General features: G+C 52.0%; 19 protein-coding genes. 13 read left to right on the top strand and 6 right to left on the bottom strand.

Annotation, left to right across the window (positions count from 1 at the left end):
• Positions 1-29: 29 nt before the first annotated feature.
• The gene (locus NST69_RS25860; RefSeq protein ID WP_342550222.1) at positions 30-992 is read left to right on the top strand and encodes an EamA family transporter; all 963 of its coding nucleotides are present in this window, start codon (positions 30-32) and stop codon (positions 990-992) included.
• A 107-nt stretch (positions 993-1,099) separates the two neighbouring features.
• Here the strand turns inward: NST69_RS25860 and NST69_RS25855 are convergent, their stop codons facing one another.
• The 5 genes from NST69_RS25855 to NST69_RS25835 form a co-directional block, all read right to left on the bottom strand.
• The gene (locus NST69_RS25855; protein WP_342547496.1) at positions 1,100-3,604 is read right to left on the bottom strand and encodes an FtsX-like permease family protein; all 2,505 of its coding nucleotides are present in this window, start codon (positions 3,602-3,604) and stop codon (positions 1,100-1,102) included.
• Positions 3,601-4,299 carry an ABC transporter ATP-binding protein gene (locus tag NST69_RS25850; protein WP_339251100.1) on the bottom strand — a complete coding sequence of 233 codons (699 nt, stop codon included), beginning with the start codon at positions 4,297-4,299 and terminating at the stop codon, positions 3,601-3,603. The genes NST69_RS25855 and NST69_RS25850 overlap by 4 nt, the downstream gene beginning before the upstream one ends.
• 96 nt (positions 4,300-4,395) lie before the next feature.
• Complete coding sequence (locus NST69_RS25845; protein ID WP_342547495.1) at positions 4,396-5,430, bottom strand: HAMP domain-containing sensor histidine kinase; 1,035 nt, start codon at positions 5,428-5,430, stop codon at positions 4,396-4,398.
• Positions 5,427-6,113, bottom strand: a complete 687-nt coding sequence (locus NST69_RS25840) for a response regulator transcription factor (RefSeq protein ID WP_342547494.1) — start codon at positions 6,111-6,113, stop codon at positions 5,427-5,429. The genes NST69_RS25845 and NST69_RS25840 overlap by 4 nt, the downstream gene beginning before the upstream one ends.
• Before the next feature lie 13 nt (positions 6,114-6,126).
• Complete coding sequence (locus tag NST69_RS25835; protein ID WP_342547493.1) at positions 6,127-6,378, bottom strand: S-layer homology domain-containing protein; 252 nt, start codon at positions 6,376-6,378, stop codon at positions 6,127-6,129.
• Positions 6,379-6,567: 189 nt separating this feature from the next.
• Here NST69_RS25835 and NST69_RS25830 point away from each other — a divergent pair, with 189 nt between their 5' ends.
• The 10 genes from NST69_RS25830 to NST69_RS25785 all read left to right on the top strand — a co-directional run bounded on the left by NST69_RS25830 (position 6,568) and on the right by NST69_RS25785 (position 16,057).
• A complete protein-coding gene (locus tag NST69_RS25830) occupies positions 6,568-6,870 on the top strand; it encodes a hypothetical protein (protein ID WP_036731138.1) in 303 nt (100 codons plus the stop codon).
• Between the two features lie 47 nt (positions 6,871-6,917).
• Entirely contained in the window at positions 6,918-7,598 is a 681-nt protein-coding gene (locus NST69_RS25825; protein WP_340938118.1) for a PspA/IM30 family protein, read from the top strand.
• Between the two features lie 4 nt (positions 7,599-7,602).
• Positions 7,603-8,082, top strand: coding sequence for a PspC domain-containing protein (locus NST69_RS25820; protein WP_036731142.1), 480 nt, complete (start codon positions 7,603-7,605; stop codon positions 8,080-8,082).
• A 3-nt stretch (positions 8,083-8,085) separates the two neighbouring features.
• Entirely contained in the window at positions 8,086-8,793 is a 708-nt protein-coding gene (locus NST69_RS25815; protein ID WP_036731144.1) for a PspA/IM30 family protein, read from the top strand.
• A 222-nt stretch (positions 8,794-9,015) separates the two neighbouring features.
• Positions 9,016-9,663 (top strand): cell wall-active antibiotics response protein LiaF, encoded by a 648-nt coding sequence (liaF, locus tag NST69_RS25810; RefSeq protein ID WP_209878920.1) that lies wholly within the window; start codon positions 9,016-9,018, stop codon positions 9,661-9,663.
• 39 nt (positions 9,664-9,702) lie between these two features.
• Complete coding sequence (locus NST69_RS25805; RefSeq protein ID WP_036731150.1) at positions 9,703-10,737, top strand: sensor histidine kinase; 1,035 nt, start codon at positions 9,703-9,705, stop codon at positions 10,735-10,737.
• A gap of 15 nt (positions 10,738-10,752) precedes the next feature.
• Positions 10,753-11,412 (top strand): response regulator transcription factor, encoded by a 660-nt coding sequence (locus NST69_RS25800; protein WP_036731152.1) that lies wholly within the window; start codon positions 10,753-10,755, stop codon positions 11,410-11,412.
• Between the two features lie 146 nt (positions 11,413-11,558).
• The gene (locus NST69_RS25795) at positions 11,559-12,368 is read left to right on the top strand and encodes a hypothetical protein (protein WP_342547492.1); all 810 of its coding nucleotides are present in this window, start codon (positions 11,559-11,561) and stop codon (positions 12,366-12,368) included.
• A gap of 209 nt (positions 12,369-12,577) precedes the next feature.
• Positions 12,578-14,128 (top strand): glucose-6-phosphate dehydrogenase, encoded by a 1,551-nt coding sequence (gene zwf, locus NST69_RS25790; RefSeq protein ID WP_340980295.1) that lies wholly within the window; start codon positions 12,578-12,580, stop codon positions 14,126-14,128.
• Positions 14,129-14,470: 342 nt separating this feature from the next.
• Entirely contained in the window at positions 14,471-16,057 is a 1,587-nt protein-coding gene (locus NST69_RS25785; RefSeq protein ID WP_340751756.1) for a peptide chain release factor 3, read from the top strand.
• Positions 16,058-16,180: 123 nt separating this feature from the next.
• Here NST69_RS25785 and NST69_RS25780 read toward each other — a convergent pair whose 3' ends face one another.
• Entirely contained in the window at positions 16,181-16,417 is a 237-nt protein-coding gene (locus NST69_RS25780; protein WP_036700271.1) for a small acid-soluble spore protein SspI, read from the bottom strand.
• A gap of 194 nt (positions 16,418-16,611) precedes the next feature.
• Here NST69_RS25780 and NST69_RS25775 point away from each other — a divergent pair, with 194 nt between their 5' ends.
• Both NST69_RS25775 and NST69_RS25770 read left to right on the top strand, forming a co-directional pair.
• On the top strand, positions 16,612-17,271 hold the full coding sequence (locus NST69_RS25775; RefSeq protein ID WP_036700269.1) for a TrkA family potassium uptake protein: 660 nt from the start codon (positions 16,612-16,614) through the stop codon (positions 17,269-17,271).
• 31 nt (positions 17,272-17,302) lie between these two features.
• Positions 17,303-18,109, top strand: a complete 807-nt coding sequence (locus NST69_RS25770; protein WP_342547491.1) for an RNA methyltransferase — start codon at positions 17,303-17,305, stop codon at positions 18,107-18,109.
• Positions 18,110-18,190: the final 81 nt, after the last annotated feature.

Here is an 18,190-nt window from a genome sequence, read left to right as displayed (position 1 = left end):
GATGACGCGGCTTGAAGCATAAGGGGAAAATGAATCAGTTATATGTGGTGGGAATAGCACTCTTATTTGTTTATTTATTTTGGGGAGGCACCTATGTAGGCATGAAGATTGCCATCGAGACGATGCCGCCCTTTCTGATGGCAGGGGTCCGCTTTTTCACGGCAGGTGTGGTCCTGTACCTCATTGCCAGAGTAAGCGGAGCGAAGCGTCCGGCCGGGCGTGAATGGCGATCCTCCGCGATTGTAGGTGCCTTGCTGCTGCTTGGGGGCAACGGGGTAGTAGCCTGGTCAGAGCAAAGAGTCTCTTCCTCCATCGCTTCGCTCATCGTAGCGGCGGTGCCTGTCTGGATGATGCTGATGGGCTGGCTTGGACGCGGCGGCAAACGGCCGAATACCGGAGTCATCGCAGGAATTGTTCTTGGACTGCTCGGCATCGCCGTGCTGGTCTTCCAGCCGGGGAAGGGAGAGGGCGGTACCGCTACCGATATGATTGGCATTATTACCTTGCTGGCAGCTTCCATAAGCTGGGCGGCAGGGTCTATGTACTCCCGAAGCGCAACCATGCCAGGTTCACCCTTGATGTCGACAGCTGCGCAGATGCTAACGGGAGGCGCGCTGCTGGTGATATTCTCTTATTTTACCGGCGACTGGTCCAGGATTGAACTCTCCGGCATTTCTATGCGCTCGTACCTGGCTCTGGCCTACCTGATCACCTTCGGCTCCATTGTCGGCTACACAGCCTATATCTGGCTGCTTAAGAATGCTGACGCTACCCTCGTCTCCACGTATGCCTTCGTTAATCCGGTAGTCGCTGTGCTGCTTGGCTGGCTGCTGGTAGGCGAACAGCTTACCTTGAACACCCTGATCGCTGCCGTGATCATTATCGGGGCTGTGGTTTTGGTGACTCTTTTCCGAAGTAAGCCACAGCCTGTGGTTACTCAAGCAGCGCTTGATATACAACCGCAGCAGCGGCGGTACACTGAGAGCGAATAACCACATTCTGCTGACTGTTCAGGTACGCTATTATTAAACTGTATTTCATATCTTATAACAGCAACAGCCGGTACTCTATTAGAGCATCCGGCTGTTTCAGCATGCCTTTATTCCATTTCACGGAGCCTTTCGACAATCGGGCTGCGGGCGAGCGGCTTATAGGCGCTTAAGGTGATGAGATAAGAGAGGACTGCCAGGATCGGGATGATCAGAATAAACGGCAGCCACATCATCCGGAATTCCATGTAGGCCATCCCTGCGGCAATACCCCTGGCGGTGCAGTAAGTCAGCAGCACACCTATAGTAGAGGTAAGCAGCGCAGTGAGAAGCACGGTGTACATGCCTTCGTAGACGAGCATACGCTTGAGCTGCTGTTTGGTCATTCCAATGCTCTCTAGAACGGCAAATTCATGCCTGCGTGCGATCACTCCGGTCAGGACAGAATTAATGAAATTAAGCAGGCCAATAAGTGCAATTACGAGACTCAGTCCATACCCTATAATCTGAAAAATATGGATATTATCGCTTAACTCCTTCCTGTAATCTTCTCTTGATTTCAGCTGCAGAGCATCCAGCGGGCGGATAGCCTCCCTGATCAATTGCCCCGTTTCATCAAGCTTGCCTGGGGCTGCATTCAGGGTAAGCGAGAGGATGTCTGCTGGAGTCCCGCTCTCCAAAGTGGCTTGCCGGAGTTCGGCTGCAGGCAAAAAGGCATTGTAGCCGTTACCGAAATACGTTTGACTGGTTGCTGCATAGAAAGCATTATATTTCAGCACGGCCATCACTTCGTATCTCCTCTTCAATCCGGAATAGCTGATTGTATCCCCGGGATGATAGTAGCTTGTATAAGCACCTGGCCCTGTAAGAGTCTCCGCCACCAGTATGTAATCTCCGGAATCGAATTGTTCCTTGGTAAAGTGACCTTCAAGTATATCCTGATCAGCGAGATCGTACCAGCCGGAATCGAGCCCGTAGAGCTGGGTATGAACTTTGGCGGGAATGGCGGAGGGAGTGGCTGAAGACTCTGCTGAAGCACGGACGGAATCATCCGGAGGATAAGAGAAGAGGGTATAATATACTTTATCGATACTTTCCACACCGTCCAGATGCTTCAGCTTCGCACACAGTTCCTCGGACAGCTCGGTTTCATTGACTGAGCGTTCCCCCTCCTGCTGGACAATTCCCTTGTTGTGAATCATATAATCTCCATGAATATATGCACTGAGATATTTATTGACATCCATAGAGGAGATCACCGTAAATATCGTGTTAAATAGCAGAATGCTTAAGAAGAGCGAGGATAGCATCAGGCTCAGCTTCTTCTTGCTCCGGAACAGGTTGGAGAACGACATCCGGTATAGTCTGGCTCCATGCTTGGATGGCTTGAGGGTTCTTTTTCCGCTATTCTGAACGCCTGAGAATTTAACGGCTTCCACCGGGGCGATGTCCGCTGCCAGCCGGCCCGGCTTATGCGCTGCGATCCACACGGTCAGGAAGGAGAAGAGGGCTGCCCCTGCAAATATCCATGGACTGGATGATAGAGAATTTCCTTTAATCTCCCCTGATAGCGAAGTAGTCAGAGGTGTAACCCATCTGCCGGTCATATAACCGGAGCTAAGGCCGAATGGCAGAGCAATGAGGTACAGCAGCCTGGCTTGAATAGCGATGATTCTCCTCAGTTGTCTAGGGGTGGTGCCAATCATTTTCAGCAGGCCGTAGAACTTCACATCCTGGACCACCGAAATATAAAAAATATTGTAAATAAGCAGGTAGCCGCTAAGCATAATGATAAAGATAACTGCGGCATATGGAAGGATATTCTCAACATTTTCCGCCAAAGATACGCTGGAGTAGGCCCAATTGATCCCGATAGGAGCCGTAATTCTCGTATCAGCCAGAATCCTGTTCATTTTTTTCTCAATATGAAATGAATTGTTGAACATGACACTCAGTTCTGAGGTGTTTACGTAGGATCCGCTTTCCTTCGATTGTACGGGATCAATGTCTGAGAGGTTTTTATCGGTGAAGGCCTTGGAGACAAAAGCCAGACCCGCCATCGCCAATTGCTTGTCCGCTTCATAATAGCCCGCCAAGGTGAATTTGCGGTTAATGATCTGTTCTCCGGTATCGATCTGCAGTGTGATTTCCTTCCCGAGCTCCGGCTGCACCCCTAGCTTGCCCAGAACCCAGGTATTCAGGGCAACCTCATTCTCTCCGGCAGGCAATCCCCCTTCAACAAATTCTATGAAGCCGTGATCAGCGTAATTCTGGTCAACCTGCAGCACCTCAACCCGGTCCTGGTCGAACACTTTATTATGCAATATGCCGGAATTAAGGGAGAGAGAGGATTGTTTAATGGAAGGGTGCTTCAGCAGCGTCTCCACTTGTTCCGGGCTAAGATATTTAAACCCTCCGTGAAAGTCACTTCCGACTGTCTTCATCTGTGCGTATTGCATGGATTGGTTAATGCTTAGAGCCATGGTGAAAATGGAGGTGATGAGCAGTGTAGTCAGTATAATGGCGCAGATGGCAGCCAGATTCCGCAGCCGGTTGGCTCTCAGGCTAGTCATCGCCAGATTTAATATGGTCTTCCGGTTGTTCGTCGCGATCATAACCGGCTCTCCCCGTGGGCCTGCGCCGATCCCAGGGCAAGCCTGCCGTCCTCAATGCGGATGATCCGGTCCGCCATCTGTGCAATGCTCTCGTTATGTGTGATCATTACAATGGTCTGGTCGAATTTGACACTGAGCTGTTTCAGCAGGATAAGTACCTCCTGGCTGGTCCTGCTGTCCAGATTGCCGGTGGGCTCATCGGCCAGAATAATGGAAGGTTTGGTGGCAAGCGCTCTTGCGATAGCTACACGCTGCTGCTGGCCTCCGGAGAGCGCAGAAGGCAGGTTACCAACTTTCTCCTGAAGCCCCAGACTTGTGATGATCAGGTTCAGATATTCCTGGTCAATCTGGCCACCGTCAAGCTCAATGGGCAGGACGATATTTGCCAGCACACTCAGGATCGGCACCAGGTTATAACTCTGGAAGACAAATCCTACAGAACGGCGTCTGAAGATGGTCAGCTTCTCATCACTCATCTGAAAAATATCATGCCCGTTGACATAAACCTTGCCCTCTGTAGCCCGGTCCAGACCGCCAAGCATGTGAAGCAGCGTGCTTTTTCCGCTGCCGCTTGTCCCGACGATTGCCACGAACTCCCCTTTTTCTACATTTATAGACACGTCATCCAGGGCTTTGACCGTATGCTCTCCTTTTCCATAATATTTCTTGAGATTCTCTATTCGTAGAATAGACATGTTATATTCCTCCTGTGCGTATGTTTGTATCCACCTCTACAAGGTATCAGACAAATCTAACAGGAGAGTGTCTGAAATCTGACGGAATGGACATATTCAGAATAGCGGCAGGAAGATCGAGAACACAGTGCCTTGTCCGGGAACAGAAGCAGCTTTCATATGTCCGCCTTGAGCGGTGATGATCTCCCGGGCCAGGAATAGCCCAATTCCCACACCTTCTGAATCGCGCACATTCTTTCCCCGGTAGAACCTCTTGAAGATTTGGGGCAGCTCTTCCTGGGAGATTCCACGGCCGGTATCTGCGATATCCAGGCGTATAAACATCTCATTTGCTTCCGCAGTGATATGGATACTGCCCCCTGGTTCTGAATATTTCACAGCATTCTCCAGCAGATTGAATAACACTTCCGTTGTCCATTTGGGGTCGTAGCACGCTGTGATGTGAGGTTCACAGTTTATACTGATAGTGATGCGGCTGTTCTCTGCCTGGATGAGGATCTGGGAGACTGCTTCAGAAACCGCACGGATCACAGGACAAGGCTCCAGGCGCAAAGAGATCATGCCCGTCTCCAGCCTGGACAGTTTGATCAGGGATTGGATTAGCCAGTCGAGTTTTTCCGACTGTTTTTTAACTTGTACAGTAAGCTGAAGCGCATGTTCATCATTCACCAGACTTTCCTCAAGCAACTGGCTGTAGATCATAATATTGGATAAGGGTGTTTTGGTCTGGTGGGAGATGTCGGAGATCAGTTCTTTAATTTTGTTCTTTTCCGTTTCCAGATTCTGTCCGTTGACTCTTGCAATCTCTATGTACCGCATTAATTTATGTTCTATGGAGGAGAGCAGGGTTTCTTCATAATTATAGGTGGGCTCACGCCCGTGAGTAGCATTGTCTACCAATGTCTCTACCTTTCCCATGAAAGAAGTAACCATATTCCGGAGCGATCGGGACCAGGCACCTCCAAGGATCAGTATGCAGATTATGAATAGAAGAGAGAGTCCAAGCAGCGATGAAGCAGTGATCTCCAGTAATATAATACAAGTCACATATACCAGCACCAGAATGATAAAAGCTGCAGCAAATGCCAGATTCACCAATTGGTTAAGCGGCAGCCGTTCTTGTCTCTTCATAGAACAGGACCTTCTGTCCATGTATACCCTAAACCATATACAGTTTTGATATATTGAGGCGAAGAGGGATCCTCTTCGATCTTGGCCCGCAATCTTTTGATGGCTACCGTTAGTGCATTCTCATCCACGAATACCGCCTCCTGGCTCCACGTTTTGTCGATCAGCTGCTCACGGGTCAGAATGTTTCCCCTATTCGTTACCAGTATGCGCAGCAGTTTCTGTTCGGATTTGCTCAGCAGCAGCGGCTGGCCGTTCTTGAAGTACTCCATTTTGCCAAAATCAAATTCAAGCAGGCCTATAACGATCCTCTCACTGGTAAGCGCATCACTTCTTCTCAGGACGGCCATTACCCTGGCCCGCAGAATCATCAGACTGAACGGTTTGGTGATATAATCATCAGCCCCCAGAGCAAACCCGGTTACAATATCCGGCTCCATGTCGTTGGCCGTCAGGAAGATAATCGGCACCTGCGAGGTTCCGCGGATTCTTTCGCAGTAATCCAGTCCGCTTCCGTCCGGAAGGTTCACATCCAGCAGAATGAGATCGATTGGGGTTGAGGAGATAATCTGATCAGCCATTGCCAGTGAATAGGCTTGTTCAATATGCAATTCATTATGGGCAAGTGACAGGGCTATCCCCTTGTTCAAGCTTTGATCGTCTTCAACGATGAGTAGTGTCTTCATGGGCATGACTCCTTTAGTAATCAGGCATTCTCCCAATATTATGGCCAACCCTGGAATATCCTGCAAGTGGGGCGGTGCAGTCTTGATTCGTCGGACAATAAAAAGGGCATCTCCATGGTAGAAATCCACCTTGAACTTCTTGTTCCCAAAGCCTTGGACTACTTGTATCTCCCTCAGCAAACCCCAGTGCAGCGATCTTCATTACATATTTGTACATCCATGAGCTGTTGCTTACATCGCTGCAGCCTTTTTTTCTCTTCAGCATGCTAAACTTCTCCGCATCTGCAGGAAGCAGCAATAGAATATATTTCAGGATGTATAGCCGCTTCCAGTCCTGCAACCATCCCCGACTAAGGTCCAGTACATAAAACCGTCCACAGTCTGTTTTGAAAGATGCGGGATTGCCCTAGAATAAGGGTATAAGAAAGAGAGCAGCGAAAGGCGGTGATAACAAATGCAAAGAAACAAAGGTAACGGACTTGCGATTGCGCTGATTGTAATCGGAGCGGTAATGCTGCTTGGCATTCTGCCTCACTTGATTTCAGGAATCTTCGGTATCCTGTTCCCGGCAGTGCTGGTTGTGCTCGGATACTACGGAATTAAGAGCGGCCGCAAGATTATCGGCTGGGTGGTGCTGTTCATCGGTGTCATGTCTCTGATCTCCAAGCTTTCCTGGATTATCGGTCCACTGCTGGGTATTGCTCTGGTAGTGTGGGGCATCTCGGTACTGAGGGGCAAACAAAGCAGAACATACTAATACACACAGTCCATACTTATTAAGAAGCAGGGAGGGAGCAGGAAATCATGAGTGTTTTTCGCAGAATGAGGGACATCACCGTAGCCAACTTGAATGAACGACTGGAGCAGAGCCAAGATCCGGTGAAGCTGATTGATCAATTTCTACATTCAACCCGTGAAGAGATCGGGGAGGCCGAACGGCTGTACCAGCAGTACGCTTCTCATACGAAGCAATTGCAGCAGCAGGTGAATCAGGCCACCGCCATGAGGAACAAACGTGAAGAGCAGGCGCTCCTCGCACTCAAGGCAGGCGAAGATCATCTGGCCAAGCTGGCATTGCAGGAGAAAATTATCCACGAGGAAAAGCTGGAGCAATACAGCGGGCTGCTGGAGACGAGCCAGCAATCACTTTTCGAACTGGAATCCCAGCTGAACGAGCTCAAAATGGAGTATCAGACGGTATACAGCAAACGCCAGTTCTATGCAGCACGGATGGAGTCGCTGCGGCTGCAGCAGCGCATGAATCAAAGAGCCGGTGCTTATGGCGGCGGCGGAGATGTTCCCAAAATGTTCGGCCGTCTGGAAGACAAGATGAACGACTGGGAGCTAGAAGCCAAAAGCCTGAGCGACTTGCGCCGGATGGGACAGGAATATGCGGTGCAGGCCGGAGAGACCGTGGCAACCGTACTCGAAAGAGAAATGGCCCGTCTAAAGGAGAAGCTGAACAATGATGGCAGAAAGGAGTAGTAGTATGACCCGATTGTATCGTTCAACAAGAGACAAAGTAATGACTGGGCTGGCAGGCGGATTGTCCGAGACTCTCGGCATTGACTCTACACTGTTCCGGATTCTGCTGGTGATCAGTATTCCATTTAGCGGTGGAGCTACAATCCTCGTATACTTTATCGCAGCGATGGTGATTGCCAAGGAGCCTAACCAGTACAATCCCTTCGGTCCCGGACCTGGTGGGCCGGGCGGCCCGTACGGCGGACCCTACTCCGGCGGACCTGAATATGGCCGCGGACCACAGGCTCCGCACCAAGGACCTCAGGGATATGGCCCCTATGGCGGACAGCCGGGCTACAATCCCGGTTATGAGAAGGCAGGCGCTCATGCGGCTCCTGATTCCGGCCTGGATGCCATGATGAAGGATATCGAGAAGAAGGCACTGCAAAAAGAAGTGGAAGAGCTCAAACAAAAACTTGCTAAATACGAGAAGGGAGAAGTGTAAATTATGGGAGTATTCAAACGGATTAAAGATATGACTAAGGCGTCGGTAAATGATATGTTGGATAAGGTAGAGGACCCGATTGTGATGCTTAATCAGTATCTGCGCGATATGGAGGCTGAGATTCATGAGGCTGAAGTAACGGTAGCGAAGCAGATGGCTAATGAACGCCGTATGAAACAGCGTGTGGACGAAGCTGCCAAGGTTGCCGGACAACGTGCTGCACAGGCTGAGCTTGCACTCAAGAACGGGCAGGAGGAAGTTACCCGTAAGCTGCTGGAAGAGAAAATCTACTTCGACCAGAAGTTTACCGAGTATGGCGAGCTTCACGCACAGGCTGAAGTACAGGCCAAGGAACTGGTGCAGCAGCTTCATGATATGAAGGATGAGTTCTACAAAATGCGCAACAAACGCAATGAACTGGTATCCCGCGCTCAGATGGCTAAGGCCAAGAAGCAAATGTCCCAGATCAGCAGCGTACATTCCATTGAGAGCGGAAGTGCCTCCCTTGGCTTCCACCGCATGGAAGAAAAGATCATGCAGCTCGAAGCGGAAGCAGATGTGATGCGCGCTCCGTATAGCCCTTCGGCAACCGCATATGCTAAGCCGGTAGATCCTGAGAAGGAACTGAAAGTGGAGGAGCAGCTTGCCGCACTCAAGAACAAGCTGAACTCAACTCCTGCAGCCCCTCCTTTGAATAAAAAAGAACAATAATCCCTGTTCCTAAAGAGCAGCCGGATATGATATGCTGATCAAGGTAAAGCCATACGGTATGGATTCTCCATACCGGTATGGCTTTTGTAGCGGATGCAGTATGTTGAAGATGTAGCTTCGCGATACTTCAGCTAATGCTTACGAGGTCAGTTTTGCTTCGCAAAACTCAGCCAATGCTTACGAAGTAAGTTTTGCTTTGCAAAACTCTAAGGAGGTGCGGAAATGGATAAACGGAACCGTTTGATTGCCATCGGATTGATTGGTGTAGGCTGCTTGATGATATTTGGCAAATGGATCGGCTTCTTCTCCATTGTCGCACTCCTGTTCCTGCTGCTGGGAATCTACCAGACGACGTCGGGCAAGGTCAAGCAAGGTTATAAGCTAATGGGAGTCGGAGCAGTCCTGCTGTTGCTGGATCATTTGCTGCTGGTGCTTGGCATCTGCCTGCTTTCGCTGGGGATGTTCTTTGTCAAATCGAAAAGAATGCAGCGCAAGGCGGGGTTTGTGCAGAAGCAAAGCTTTTCTTCCAGATTCGACTGGGATCTCTCGCCGTGGGTGATGCGCAGTCTGAGCGCCTGGCATGTGCTGGGCGAGGTGGATGTGGATCTTTCACTGGCCATGGCGGAAGAGCAGGAGACGATTATGCTGTATCAGGGGATTTTTGGCGATGTGGACATTCTGCTGTCTGAGGATTACGGAGTGGAGATTGAGGCATTCGTACTGTTCGGCTCGATTGAGTCCGGTAGTAACCGCGATACGGGGATGCTGAACCGGCTGAACTGGAAGTCACCTAACTATGACAGCTGTGAGCATAAAGTGAAGTTTAACATTTCTTATCTAATGGGGGATCTGGACATACGCTTCCCCTAAGAGTATGTTAGGGCCAAGAGAGAAGGGAGAGCTCCCGGCATGGACAAAAAAAGCAGTAATATGGTAACGCGCAGTATGGGTGAGGGAGCTCTGTTCTCTTTGTTCATGCTGCTCGTTATTACATATATTATGTATACATATGGGCTACTACGGCCGTTCGAGGATTGGCGGATTGGCATAAGGACAGGATTGACGCTGATTCTGCTGCCGATGGCTTTCGGAATCGGGTACGGCTTCTATCAGGGCTTCCGCAGCAAGCGCAAGCTGGAATTACTGCGGGCCACCTTGGTCGCCTGGGAGAAAGGCAATCTTACCCCGGCTATGCCGGACCTGGGCAACGATGAGCTGGGGCGGCTCGGGGAACAGCTCGGGCGGATCAGCGGCAAGTGGGAGAATCAGGTGAATACGCTGCAACGGCTCTCCACCAATAACGCGAAGCTTGCTGAGCAGGCCCGGGTCACGGCAATCATAGAGGAACGGCAGCGGCTGGCACGGGAGCTGCATGATGCGGTATCGCAGCAGCTGTTCGCCATCTCGATGACGGCAACGGCAGTAGGCCGGACGCTGGAGAAGGACTTCGACAAGGCACAGCGGCAAATCGCGCTGATCGAGGAGATGTCTGCAGTAGCCCAGTCCGAGATGAGGGCGCTGCTGCTGCACCTGAGACCGGTGTACCTGGAAGGTAAGGGGCTGGAAGAAGGTCTGCAGGAGCTGATTAAGGAACTGAAGATCAAGGTGCCGATTGATATTCTGTTCGAGATGGATCAGGGTGTAGAGCTGCTGAAGGGCGTGGAGAATCATTTGTTCCGTATTGTGCAGGAGGCTATCTCCAATACGCTCCGCCATGCCAAAGCGGAGAAGATGGAGATCCGCCTGCACCGCCGGGGTGATACCGTCCGGCTCACGCTGCGCGATGATGGAATCGGGTTCGAGATGGATGACAGCAAGCAGACCTCTTACGGTCTGTCGAATATGCAGGAGCGGATTACAGAGATCGGGGGCTCGATCCAGTTCATCACTGCTCCCGGCAAAGGCATGCGGATTGATATTACCGTACCGGTAGTCAATGAATAGGGGGCAGGTGTAACAATGGAGATAGAAGAAGATAATGCAATCAAGGTCCTGCTTGTAGACGATCATGAGATGGTCCGGATCGGACTTGCTGCGGTGCTTGGCACCGAGGATGGCATTGAAGTCGTCGGCGAAGCGGGAAGCGGCGAGGAGGGCATCCGTCTGGCCCAGGAGTATACGCCGGATGTGGTGCTGATGGATCTGGTGATGGACGGCATGGACGGAATCGAGACGACCAGACAGCTGCTGAAGCTGTACCCGGATTGCAAGGTGATTGTGTTGACCAGTTATTTGGATGATGAGAAGATGTATCCGGTGATTGAAGCGGGAGCCTTCAGTTACCTGCTTAAGACCTCACGGGCCAGCGAAGTCGCTGATGCGATCCGGGCAGCCGCCAGAGGCCAGTCAGTGCTGGAGTCGCAGGTGGCTTCCAAGATGATGAACCGGTTCCGTTCCAATGCAAGAGGAGAGGCACCGGCTTACAAAGAGCTTACCGAACGCGAGATGGAAGTGCTGAAGCTGTTAGCCCAGGGCAAATCCAACCAGGATATTGCTGATCAATTAATTATTGGAATCAAGACCGTGAAATTCCATGTCACGAATGTTCTTGCCAAGCTGGGGGTTGAAGACCGGACCCAGGCGGCTATTTATGCATATAAGAACGGGTTGGCGGAGTAAGCCCGGTCTATTGAAGCCACACAGCACTTTCAAGTGAGTCCGCCCGGATGATCTTGGAAGTGTTTTTGCATGCGTTCGTATATCTTTCTCTGAAATTGGATAACCTGTCTAGTAGATTACTAGATCGGTTGAGAGGGAGATGCGGAGTGGGGAATAAAGGGCAGAGTAAGGGGATACTGGTGTTGGTGCTGGCGCTGGCGGGGATATGTGCGCTGATGCTCCTGAGCGGATTCCGAAGCGCGGAACCCGCAGGAAGAAGCGGTGTACAGAGTGCTGATGCTTCTGCAGCTGCCGGAGAGCTTCAGGAATCCCTTGCCCTGCTGACCACACTGGGCGGACAGGCCTCCGCTCCCGGCGCGCCGCTCCGGCTCGTATTGAAATGGCAGGGGGAATACAGCGGCGAAGAGACTGATGAGGTTGCTGTACAGCACCTTGCCACTAGGCTTGGACTGGATGGAATTAGCAGCGCAGATGATGATGGGCACCGGGTCTGGCGTTCTGCCGCGCAGCTCAGTGGCGGTACACAGCTGTCCCTGTTCTGGAGTGAGCTTGGCGGCGGCCGCAGCTACTGTATTGTTACGCTGGAGACGGCTGATCTTCTGGGCTCCCCGGAGCTGCCGGCCGCAGCGGCGGACGCCGGAGAGGCGATGCTGCAGGCGGGAATTGCTGCGGAGTGGAATGCTTCGCTGCAGGCACCAGCGAAGGAGCAGGGCGGAACGCAGGCAGCACTCCTTGCTACGGAGCAGTTAATGGCTGCGGAGCTTCCCGGTATTCAGGCAGAGGAGAGCTACACCGATATCTCTACATCCAGTCATTCGTATAGTGTCCCGGGTCTTCAGCGCACAGTCAGCAGCGGTAACCACAGCCTGGCCCTCCAGCTGGCAGTTCACAAGAACGTCAATGCAGACGTGAACCGGATAACCCTTGGAATGCCATTAATTACAATCGAATACTGAAGTTAAATGACTTAATATAAGCGTAATCCGGTGAAGGCATAAGAAAGAGTAATGGAAAAGTGCGAAATCCCGAGAAAAACTGTCAGGAATGTGATGGCATCCTCCGTGCAATTATGATAAAATGACATCACGCCTATAGTCGTATGTTGTTTCATACCAGGCGATGAGAATGAATGTCAACTATATTACATACAGAGAGATGAGGAGCCATGGCTGAAAATCAAACCCTTGATGCACTGCATACACCCGGTGCTGTATTCTTTATCTTCGGGGCAACCGGAGATCTGGCCCGGCGTAAGCTTTTCCCGGCGATTTACAGTTTGTACCGTGAAGGCAAGCTGACCCAAGATTTTGCGGTCATTGGCGTGGCTCGGCGTCCCCGTACCCAGGATGAGTTCCGGGAAGATGTGAAGGAATCCATTCGCGAGTTCTGCCGTTATCAGGCAGGAGATGTTGCGGAATGGAACGAGTTCGTACAGCATTTTGAATACAAGTCACTCGACATCAATAATATTGACGGCTTCCGTGAGCTGAATGAGCAGACGGAGCGTCTGGAAGAGAAATTCCATATTCCGGGCAACCGCATGTTCTATCTGGCGCTTGCGCCTGAGCTGTTCGGCAGCGTATCCTTCAACCTCAAGGCAGGCGGGATGCTGCAGGCCAGAGGCTGGAACCGTCTGGTCATCGAGAAGCCGTTCGGCTACAATCTCGAATCCGCTGAGGAACTGAACGAACAGATCCGCCAAGTCTTCAAGGAAGAGGAGATCTACCGGATTGACCACTACCTGGGTAAGGAAATGGTTCAGAATATTGAAGTGATCCGGTTCGCCAATGCCTTCTTTGAGCCATTGTGGAACAACAAGCATATCGCCAATATTCAGATTACACTCGGCGAGACGGTGGGCGTGGAAGAACGCGGCGGGTATTACGATCATGCGGGGGCGCTGCGCGATATGGGCCAGAACCATATTTTGCAGCTGCTGACGATGATCGCTATGGAACCGCCTAGCCGTCTGCTGGCTGAAGATATCCGTGATGAGAAGGTGAAGGTTCTACGTTCGCTGCGTCCTTACGCGACCGCTGATGAAGTTCGCGAGAACGTAGTCCGCGGCCAATACACTCAAGGTCTCTACAAGGGCAAGACGCTTCCGGCTTACCGCCAGGAAGACAAAGTGGACCCGGAATCGAATACAGAGACGTATTTCGCAGCCCGTGTGTTCGTGGATAACTTCCGCTGGGCTGGAGTTCCTTTCTATATCCGTACCGGCAAACGCCTGCCTGTGAAGACCACCGAAGTGGTTGTAGAATTCAAAGGAATGCCGACCAACGTCTACTTGGGCCAGAAGCACAAGCTCGAGCCGAACCTGCTCGTCATCCGCGTCAATCCGATGGAAGGCATCTATGTGAAGATCAATGCGAAGAAGCCGGGCTCGGAATCCGAGATTCAGCCGCTGGCCATGGATTTCTGCCAGAGCTGCATGATCGGCATCAACTCGCCGGAGGCGTATGAGCGTCTGTTGCATGATGCTGCACGCGGCGATTCCACCTACTTCACCCGCTGGGATGAAGTGTCCTCGGCCTGGTCCTTCGTGGACCGGATTGCCAAGGCGTGGAAGGAAGAGAGCAACGACTTGGCTTCCTATCCTGCGGGCTCCTGGGGTCCGGTTGAAGCCGACCAATTGCTTGCCGGAGAAGGCTTCCACTGGTGGCCGGTCAACGGCCAGGATGAAGACAATGTGGTCTGGCAGGTTAACCGCTAGTCCCTGAAGAAGAATTGTTACAGATCCTCCTGCATCTCGTTGCGGGGGGATCTTTTTGCTGAATCGTGAATTTATATTACAAGATATTTCACTACAGGCGCTTTTTTGTAGATAATCTCTGCCGGATTTTGCTATACTGAGAAGGATGCTTTCAACATAAAGATTTCTAAGCCTAGCGCTATAGATGATCCTATACATGGTAAACGTTACGTTCAAGAAATAGACGTTGATTCTCTGTTGATTCTCTAAGGAAAGGATCTGAATCCATGAATAGACCGATTTGATTGATCCGGTAATAGAGGCAGAAGTAAGCATGAATTTATAGATGAAGGGATATGTGCAATGAATAAAGCAACGGACCATAAGCTTCAGAGTGAAGTCGACAAACGCAGAACCTTTGCGATTATTTCCCACCCGGATGCGGGTAAAACTACGCTGACAGAGAAACTGCTGCTCTTCGGAGGTGCCATCCGTCTGGCAGGTACAGTCAAAGCCCGTAAGGCAAGCAAGCACGCCACCAGTGACTGGATGGAAATTGAGAAGCAGCGCGGAATCTCGGTTACGTCCTCTGTGATGCAGTTTGATTACCTGGACCACCGGGTGAACATTCTGGATACTCCGGGTCACCAGGATTTCAGTGAAGACACCTATCGTACGCTCACTGCGGCTGATAGCGCGGTCATGCTGATCGACGTAGCCAAGGGTGTGGAGACACAGACCATCAAGCTGTTCCAGGTCTGCGCGAAGCGCGGCATTCCGATCTTCACCTTCATTAATAAGCTGGACCGCGAAGGCCGCAGCCCGTTTGATCTGATGGAGGAGCTGGAGAATGTGCTGGGCATCCGCTCGGTGCCGATGAACTGGCCGATTGGGATGGGGCGTGAGCTGTGCGGCGTCTATGACCGGATGAAGAATCAGGTTGAGCTGTTCCAGGGCGATGACCATTCCGTAATTAAAGTACAGAAGGTGGAGAGCTACCGCGACCCGATTATCCGTGAGATGGCGGGGGAGTACCTGCATGATCAGCTATGCGCGGATCTGGAGCTGCTGGATGTAGCGGGCGATCCTTTTGACTATGAGAAGGTGCTGCGCGGAGAGATTACTCCGGTATTCTTCGGCAGTGCTATCAACAACTTCGGTGTGCAGACGTTCCTGGATAATTTCCTGGAGCTTGCGCCGAAGCCTGAACCACGCCGCAGTACAGCGGGCTCTGTAGAACCGACGAATGAGAAATTCACCGGCTATGTATTCAAAATTCAGGCGAACATGAATCCTGCACACCGTGACCGTATCGCTTTCCTGCGTATCGTGTCCGGCAAGTTCGAGCGCGGGATGAGTGTGAAGCATGTACGTGCCGGCAAAGACATCAAGCTATCCCAGCCGCAGCAGTTCCTTGCCCAGGACCGGGACATTGTTGAAGAGGCGTATCCGGGGGATATTATCGGTCTGTTCGACCCGGGCATCTTCCGGATTGGCGACACGCTAAGTCAGGCCGGAGATATCGAATTCGATGAGCTGCCGACCTTCTCGCCGGAGATTTTCTCCAAAGTCACCATCAAGAATGCACTGAAGTCGAAGCAATTCCAGAAGGGGATCGACCAGCTGACCGAAGAGGGTATGATCCAGGTGTTCCGTACCGTCAACTTCGATGATATTCTGCTGGGTGTAGTCGGACAACTGCAGTTCGAGGTGTTCGAATACCGCATGAAGGGTGAGTATGGCGTGGATGTGCAGCTTCAGCGCATGAGCTACCAGTTCGCACGCTGGATTGTGGATGAGAACAAGCCGGATGCCAGCAAGTTCCGGATCAACTCCACTCTGGTTACGGACAAGAAGGGCAATTACGTAGTGCTGTTCGAGAACGAATACGCTATGCGGACCGCGATGGAGAAGAATCCGACCGCGAAGTTCCTGGAGACTGCACCTTGATGGGTGTAATAGAAGTAAGATGAGCAGTTAAGCATATGTACGATTAGGCTATAAAAAAACCTCCGGCTCCACCTGTGCAGCAGCACGGTGGGGTGCGGAGGTTTTTGACGGGATGGGCCTCCTCTAGGAGGTGATGGACCCTGGGGTAAGCTTGTCCAGATGTCTGTGCAGCATAGAGAGAACCCGGTCCTGCTTCGCAGGGTCGAGGTCCTTCCAGATCATCTCAAAGACGACACCCAGTCCGGGAAGCGCGGCTTCCGGCCCGTCCACGGAATTCTCAATAACCTCCCGCAGACCTTCTTCGGACTGGCCGTGCACCTTGTGAATGATGGCCTGGCGCAAATCAAGGGTGACTGGCATAATCGGCCTCCTTAAAGTTTTGTGAGCATCTGCTTCCTGAATCAGCATCGCAAAACTGACTTCGAAAGCAGGGGCTTAGTCAGGTAAGCAGCCTTCTTATAAGGTGCCCTGCGGGAGCGCTGAACATTCAAGTTTATAACGGCTTATGCTATACTGTGTGAGATGTATTATATGGGCGGGAGGGACAAGGCTTAATGGCAAAAAAACAGTATGCGATCATCGGTATGGGCCGCTTCGGCTCAAGTGTGGCCAAAGCGCTCAGCGGGATGGGCTATGAGGTGCTGGCCATTGATGCGGATGAACAGCGCACCCAGGAAATCTCCAACATTGTGACCCATGCCGTATCTGCAGACTCCACGGATGAAGAGGCGCTGCGTGCGCTTGGCATCCGTAACTTCGATGTGGTGGTGGTCGCCATCGGGGAGGATATTCAGGCCAGCATTCTGACAACGCTGATTTTGAAGGATCTGGGCGTACCTGCCATTATCGCCAAAGCCAAAAGTGAGCTGCACGGCAAGGTGCTGGGGAAAATCGGAGCAGATAAGGTGATCTACCCGGAGCGGGACATGGGGATGCGGGTGGCGCATCATCTCGCTTCTCCGAACATCCTCGATTACATCGAGCTGTCACCGGAGTACAGCATTCTCGACATGAAGGTCTCAGGACCGATGCTGGGCAAGAACCTGCAGGAGCTTGACATACGCGCCAAATATGGGTGCAATGTTATGGCGATCCGTCAGGGCGAGGAAATGAATATCTCCCCCAGAGCGGAGGACCGCCTGACCGATGGTGATGTTCTTGTCATTGTCGGACGGAAGGATAATCTGACGAAGCTGGAAATGGCTTATCAATAGGAATCTGTAAGCAACAGAAAGGTAGGACCCTATGGAAATTATGTCGCCGCAGAACACGCGGGTGAAGGAATGGGCCGGATTGCAGGAGAAGAAGCACCGTGACCGGTCCGGCAAATATATCGTGGAAGGCATTCATCTGGTGCAGGAAGCGCTGCAGGCGGAAGTGGATGTGGAATGCCTAGCGTACGACCTCGATAAAGGGATGCCGTCTGAGCTGAAGCCGCTGCTTCAGGCCGTACAGGGCATGGAGGTCATCGGCGTGTCGGCGGCGGTGGTTGCCAAGTGCAGCAGCACGGGCACCCCGCAGCCGGTGTTCGCCATTGTGCGGAAGGAGCAGAAGGGGATAGAGGCCATTCTGGCGAAGCCGGACAGCCTGGTTATGGTGCTGGACGGGGTCCAGGACCCCGGTAATGTAGGCACTATCATCCGCAGCGCGGATGCGGCGGGCGCGGACGGCGTGATCCTCGGCCAGGGCTGCGCCGACCTCTTCAATCCCAAGACCATCCGGTCCACGATGGGCTCGATGTTCCATCTCCCGGTAGTGGAGGGCGAGCTCGGCACGATTCTGCCACAGGCACGGGAGCGTGGTGCGCTGCTGGTCAGCACCTCGCTGACGGCGGAGGATTCCTGCTACACCCATGATTTCCACGGCAGCCAGTGGCTGTTGATCGGCAGCGAAGGCCAAGGCATCTCACCTGAGACAGCCCGTCTAGTCGACAAAAGCATCCTCATCCCGATGGCCGGCCGCGCCGAATCACTGAACGCCGCGATGGCCGCAACGATCCTGCTGTTTGAGGGGATGCGGCAGCGGGGGAATTATCTTAACCAACCTATATAACTTTCACAACAAAGTCAGTCCCGGTATGTCTGAATAAGACGTAATGCATCCGGGACTTTTTTGTATTCTTTTTTTGCTTCA

The organism is Paenibacillus sp. FSL P2-0089, assembly GCF_038595095.1.
Lineage (GTDB): Bacteria > Bacillota > Bacilli > Paenibacillales > Paenibacillaceae > Paenibacillus_AQ > Paenibacillus_AQ silagei.
Note: the sequence above shows the minus strand (reverse complement) of the source record. Positions and strands in the feature narration are given on the sequence as shown.